Annotated in this window: 5 protein-coding genes; all 5 read left to right on the top strand. The window is 41.9% G+C overall.

The features are described 5' to 3' along the window. A partial coding sequence (locus tag Xbud_RS09115; protein WP_244589893.1) for a thioesterase domain-containing protein occupies positions 1–971 on the top strand: 971 nt, incomplete at its 5' end. 622 nt (positions 972–1,593) lie between these two features. Further along, entirely contained in the window at positions 1,594–2,805 is a 1,212-nt protein-coding gene (locus Xbud_RS09110; RefSeq protein ID WP_099135762.1) for an aspartate aminotransferase family protein, read from the top strand. Positions 2,806–2,826: 21 nt separating this feature from the next. Beyond that, positions 2,827–3,888: an arginine N-succinyltransferase gene (gene astA, locus Xbud_RS09105; RefSeq protein WP_099135761.1), complete on the top strand. Its 1,062-nt coding sequence runs from the start codon at positions 2,827–2,829 to the stop codon at positions 3,886–3,888. Then, the gene (astD, locus tag Xbud_RS09100) at positions 3,885–5,363 is read left to right on the top strand and encodes a succinylglutamate-semialdehyde dehydrogenase (protein WP_099135760.1); all 1,479 of its coding nucleotides are present in this window, start codon (positions 3,885–3,887) and stop codon (positions 5,361–5,363) included. The genes astA and astD overlap by 4 nt, the downstream gene beginning before the upstream one ends. A gap of 51 nt (positions 5,364–5,414) precedes the next feature. After that, positions 5,415–6,758 (top strand): N-succinylarginine dihydrolase, encoded by a 1,344-nt coding sequence (astB, locus tag Xbud_RS09095; RefSeq protein ID WP_099135759.1) that lies wholly within the window; start codon positions 5,415–5,417, stop codon positions 6,756–6,758. Positions 6,759–6,763 lie beyond the last annotated feature (5 nt).

Genomic DNA, 6,763 nt, shown 5'->3' with positions numbered 1-6,763 from the left:
GGCAGTCGGTATTGGGGCTGGAACGGGTGGGGATTGAAGATAACTTCTTCCGTATCGGCGGTAATTCCCTGCTGGCGATTAAACTGGCAGCCGCTATTCATCGTGAAATGGAGATTGAGATCCCATTGCATATATTGTTTAGCTACCGATCTGTGTCTTTGTTAGCAGAATGGTTGGAAGATGGGCATTCTAAATGTGAGCTGCTTCATCGATTAACGCCAAAATCAACAGCAACAGATAAATTGTTTATGGTTCATGCAGCGAATTGTGGTAGTGAGGTATATACTTCGCTGGCTAATGAATTATCTAATGTATATAACTGTATAGGCATCAATAATTATAATTTGCTTACGGAATATCACATTAGTTCATTAGAAAAAATAGCTCAGGTCTATTTAGAATTGATTTTAACTGAGACTTCTATTGATAAGCCTATCAGGATATTAGGCTGGTCATTAGGAGGACAATTAGCGATGGAAATTGCATTTCAACTTGAACAGAGCGGAGCAAAAAATATCGGGTTATTTTTATTAGATACAATAATAAATACCGATGATTTAAAAAGAGTAAAAAATCAAATGGATATGTCATATGTTGTTAAAGGTGTTACAAAAAAATTACAGCAGATGGGTGCCGAAGATACTTATATAAATAAAGTATTGGAAGCTATTCCTTTTGAAAATAAAATTATTAATTGTGACTTAAGTGGTAAATTAACACATACAAAAATCACTCTATTTAAAGCAGGAAAAACCGATCAAAGTTACAAAGGAGAAATTGGGGTATTGGTAAATCAGTTAGTAGCTAAAATGCCGGATAATAATATTTCTGCCTGGATTACTACTCCTCTAATGATAAAATTAATTGAACATTGTTCTCACTCGGATATTATTGAAGCTACTTCCATTATAAAAGATGGAATCATTAATAAAAATTCAGTTAAGGAAGGTGTATCAATATTTACTGAATAAGTTTCAACTAGCTGTATAACTACAATTAAATGATCCTCCAGAAGCAACGGTAATCAGCTTCTGGGGGATTATCAGGCCAATTTCTTTGAATGACGCTAACACTCCTCTATAGAAATATCATCTAACTATATGATTTTAATCTAATGTTTTTTTATTATATTAAAAATTTGTATTTGCAAATATTTTTTGATACATCTGATCAAAAAATATCACCTCAAGGACTGAATAATTATCGAGCAAAAAAAGCTGCTTTTTCGTCCGCGCTAATTTTATACCTCTTTTTATTTAGTTTTTATGCATGAACATTGCATAAATTGAAGAAAAAATCATTTTTATAAATTGTGAAAAACATCATAAAGTAAATTTGTTGTGATTTTATTGTGTTGACTTTGTTAAAAATCAAGGTAATGATTCGATTAATTGTTAACCAAAACAGGCAATAAAAGGCATTGGAAGATTAATTTGAAAATTAAATGAAATGTTGATCGAATGAATGAATTTAATTGGAAATCAATAGAAATAATTAATAGAAAATATAATTTTATCTATTAATTTGAAGAAATATTCTATTAAATATAAATTCATTATCGCCTTTCTTGTTCATTTTTCCGAGGTAAAACAAATGTCGAAAACGATTCAGAGAAGTTGGTTTGATCAGTATATGGTTCCTTGTTTTTCACCGGCACCGTTTATTCCGGTCAGAGCTGAAGGTTCCAGAGTGTGGGATCAGGATGGAAAAGGATACATTGATTTTGCTGGAGGTATTGCTGTTAACGTATTGGGACATGCCAATAATGAATTAAAAGAAGCGTTAAGTGCCCAAATGGAAAACCTCTGGCATATCGGTAATGGTTATACAAATGAACCTGTTCTAAAACTGGCACAAGCGCTGGTTGAAAGTACCTTTGCTGATAAGGTTTTTTTCTGTAACTCTGGTGCTGAAGCGAATGAGGCAGCACTGAAAATTGCCAGAAAATATGCCTTGGATAAATATGGCAGCCATAAAAACGAAATTATCTCATTTGAAAACTCTTTTCACGGCAGGACACTATTTACAGTGACAGTTGGGGGGCAACCCAAATACTCACAAGATTTCGCTCCGCTTCCACAACAAATTACTCACCTCCCTTATAACGATATTGAAACGATCAAAGCACATATTTCTGAAAAGACCTGTGCAGTTATTGTTGAACCCATTATTGGTGAAGGGGGAATTATCCTTGCTGATCAGGCATTTCTGGAGGCTTTAAGGGAGTTGTGTGATCAACATCAGGCCCTGCTGATTTTTGACGAAATACAGACAGGAATTGGTCGCACGGGCTATCTGTATGCTTACGAAGAAACAGGTGTTGAGCCAGATATATTAACCAGTGCGAAAGGGCTAGGAGGTGGTTTCCCTATCGGGGCTATGCTGGTTAAACAACATATTGCCGAGGTTTTCCAGCCGGGTTCACACGGTACAACATTCGGTGGTAACCCATTGGCAGCCGCAGTTGCTCATAAGGTATTGAGCATCGTCAATCAGCGGGAATTTCTGGCAGGTGTGCAGGCGCGTCACCATGAATTTATCCGGCAGATGTCCACCTTGAACCAACGTTACCCGTTGTTCAGTGAAATCCGTGGCAAGGGGTTACTACTGGGGGCAGAGCTGGAGAAAAAATATCAGGGCAAGGCTAAAACTCTGACCAATATCGCGGCGGAAGAAGGGTTAATTGCCCTGATTGCCGGGCCAGATGTGCTGCGTTTTGCTCCGGCATTAAATATTGAACAACAGGATATCAACGAAGGCTTTGCCCGACTTGAAAACGCCTTCAAGCGATTTGTTCAGGAATAAAAGTAGTTTTGAGGTGATACCATGATGCTATTCAGATCCGTTCAACATAAAGATTTGGGGGATATTCTCAATCTCTCATCTTGTGCTGGAGTTGGTTTAACATCGTTGCCAAACAATCAGGAATACTTGGCGTCCCGGATTTCACGCAGTATTGATTCATTTAATGATGCCCGCGGACGCTCACAACAGGGATTCTTGTTTACTCTGGAAGACACGGAAAAGCATCGTGTTATTGGGGTGAGTGCGCTGGAAGTTGCGGTTGGGTTAGAGGAGCCTTTCTATAATTACCGGGTACAGAAATCTGTGCGCTCATCCCGTGAATTAGGTGTTTACAACTCTTTTGAAACACTAATTGTTGGTCAGGATTACACCGGATGCAGTGAATTGTGTACCTTGTTCCTTGATCCTACTTATCATGGGGGACGCAATGGTGTTTTCCTCTCCAGAAGTCGGTTCTTATTTATTTCGGCCTTTCGTCATCTTTTTCCGAAATCTATTTTCGCGGAAATGCGCGGAGTGGTAAATAAACAGGGAGAATCGCCATTCTGGAATGCTCTTGGGCAACACTTTTTCAATGTCCCTTTTGCACAGGCGGATTATTTAACAGGCATTGGTGCGAAAACATTTATTGCTGAATTAATGCCGTTCCATCCGATTTATGTCCCTCTGTTGCCTGAAGAGGCACAACGGGCTATCGGGCAGGTACATGAGAATACTGTGCCAGCCCGTATCATTTTAGAGAAAGAAGGTTTTATCTATCACGATTTGGTCGATATTTTTGATGCCGGTGCCATCTTACAGGCTGATATTGATGATGTACGGGCGGTAAAAGCAAGCCAGCTTGTGTCTGTACAAAAATGCGAAAATGTTTCCAGACAGGGTAATGGCAGATTATATATTGTTTCTAACCTACATTTTCAGGATTTTAAAGCATTGCTACTGAGTATCCCTGATCCTGCTGACATTCATAAACTAAATAATAATGAATTGAAGTTGACTTCCGCAGAAATGGATGTAATTCAGGTGGCGGAAGGGGAGTCAGTACGCTGTGTTGCTCTTTTTTCTGAGGAAACTTCACAATGAATTATCAAGCAAATTACATTGATGGTAATTGGATTGCAGGGCAAGGTGTACTGATCGTCAAACATTCACCCGTTGATCAGAAAGTTTTATGGCAGGCACATAGTGCTTCTGTTAATCAAGTGGATGAAGCCTGCCAGGCAGCCCGTAGAGCGTTTCCGGCATGGGCAAAACTGGCAGCTGAAAAGCGTATTGCTATTGTTCAGACGTTTGCTGATTTATTAGCACAGGAAAAAGAAACAATTGCCCGTGTGATCAGTGAAGAAACCAGCAAACCGTTGTGGGAAACCCGGGCGGAAGTTCAAGCCATGATTGGTAAAGTTGCTATTTCCATTGAAGCATGGCAGCAACGGACAGGTTATTTTGAAACCACTATGCCGGACGGCAAAGCCATATTACAGCATCGCCCCCACGGTGTGATGGCAGTTTTCGGCCCTTACAATTTCCCGGGACATTTACCTAACGGTCATATCGTCCCTGCATTAATTGCCGGTAACACATTAGTATTTAAACCAAGTGAACTGACCCCAATAACAGCAGAAAAAACCATGGCTTTATGGGTCAGAGCGGGCTTACCTGCGGGAGTGCTGAATCTCGTTCAGGGAGGCAGAGATACTGGCGGTGCTTTACTGGATAGCTGCGAGATTGACGGTGTGTTGTTTACGGGCAGTGCAACAACCGGTTTTCATTTCCACCGTTTGCTGGCCGGGCAACCGGAAAAAATGCTGGCGTTGGAGATGGGAGGCAACAATGCCTTGATCGTGGATGATTATGAGGATCTGGATGCAGCCGTGTATACCATTATTCAATCCGCATTTATCTCCGCCGGGCAACGTTGTACTTGTGCTCGCAGGTTGTTGGTAAGACGTGGAGAGAGGGGAGATGCACTGATCCAGCGGTTGGTCGAAGCAACGCGTCAGATAGTTCCATCCCGTTGGGATGCAGATCCTCAACCTTTCATGGGCGGAGTTATCTCTTTGACTGCGGCAGAAAGCTTACTGGATGCTCAATCCCGATTATTAGCATTGGGAGGTACTGCCTTGCTCATTTTGACACAGCCCGATCCTCACTCAACATTTATGACCCCTGGTATTATCGATCTGACGGGTGTCAGTCATATTCCCGATGAAGAATATTTCGGCCCTCTATTGACTTTGCAACGCTACGACAGTTTTGAGGAGGCTATTTCCATTGCTAATGACACTCGATTTGGTCTGGCATCGGGATTGATATCACCTGATGAGAGTCTTTTTCAGCGTTTGTTAGAGGAAGCAAGAGCCGGAATTGTGAACTGGAATAAACCATTGACCGGCGCTTCCAGCAAAGCACCTTTTGGCGGGATTGGCGCATCAGGTAATCATCGCCCAAGTGCTTACTATGCCGCAGATTATTGTGCCTGGCCGATGGCATCTCTGGCGACAGACAAATTAACTCTGCCTGATACACCTGTGCCGGGGCTTGATTTTTTCCGCTCTTAATTTTTCCGATTAACATCATTTTCAATGAACAGCAGAAGAACCGAGGTCATTATGTCGGGAATTGAAGCAAACTTTGATGGTTTGGTGGGCATGACGCATCATTATGCCGGGTTGTCGATGGGTAATGAAGCCTCAATGAATCATCGTGGACAAGAGTCTAATCCCCGTAGAGCGGCACTTCAGGGGTTACTAAAAATGAAAGCATTGTCTGATATGGGATTAGTACAGGGGATTTTGCCCCCGCAACAACGCCCTAATCTACCCGCCCTGCGGCAACTTGGGTTTACAGGCAATGATGAGCAGGTATTAAGTAAAGCTGCACGTTATTCACCGTTGTTACTGTCCAATCTCAGTTCAGCTTCTGCCATGTGGACAGCTAATGCAGCAACAGTTTCACCTTCTGCTGATAGTGCAGATCGGCGAGTTCACTTTACGGTAGCAAATTTAAATAACAAGCTGCATCGCTCACTGGAAAGTGTCACAACATCCCAGATATTAAAGGCGGTTTTTTCCGATCAAAACTATTTTGTCCACCATGATCCATTACCCCAACATGCTGATTGGGGCGATGAGGGCGCAGCAAATCATAATCGTTTTTGTGGTGAGTATGATGAAGCGGGAGTGCAGTTATTTGTTTATGGGCGTAGTGCCTTTCAGTATGGGATAACATCAGAACATTATCCTGCGCGGCAGACATTGGAAGCAAGTCAGGCCATCGCACGATTACATCAGCTTGAGGAAACACAAATTGTCTTTGCTCAGCAGAATCCCATTGCTATTGATAGCGGAGTCTTCCATAACGATGTGATTGCTGTCAGTAACCGGAATGTTTTTTTCTATCATGAACAGGCATTTTTAAACCAGCAGTCAGTATTGGCTGAACTTAAGGAAAAACTGGCCCATCTGGAGCAAAAGTTGATCACAATTGAAGTACCGGCATCGCAAGTGACCATTCAGGATACGGTAAGATCTTATCTTTTCAACAGTCAGTTATTAAGCCAGCCTGATGGCAGCATGATGCTGATTTTGCCGGAAGAGTGCCGGCAAAATGCCAATGTTTCAGCGTACTTACAGTCTCTGGTTGCGTCAGAAAATTCACCTATCAGTAAACTCCATTTCTTTGATTTGCGCGAAAGTATGCGTAACGGTGGCGGGCCGGCTTGTCTGCGGCTTCGGGTTGCCATGAAAGAGAAAGAATTGGCAGCAGTCAATCCGGCTGTACTGATGACCCCAGAGCTGTACCTGCGTTTAACGGACTGGGTTGAACGTCATTATCGTGATTCTTTGTATGCCGATGATCTGGCCGATCCACAATTGTTAACAGAAGTCTATTTTGCTCTGGATGAATTAACTCAGATCCTCGATATTGGCTCTGTCTATGAATTTCAGCGTTAATCGGG

Origin of the sequence: Xenorhabdus budapestensis (assembly GCF_002632465.1) — a bacterium.
GTDB lineage: Bacteria > Pseudomonadota > Gammaproteobacteria > Enterobacterales > Enterobacteriaceae > Xenorhabdus > Xenorhabdus budapestensis.
The sequence above is the reverse complement of the archived record's forward strand: the minus strand, read 5'-3'. Positions and strand labels throughout refer to the sequence as shown.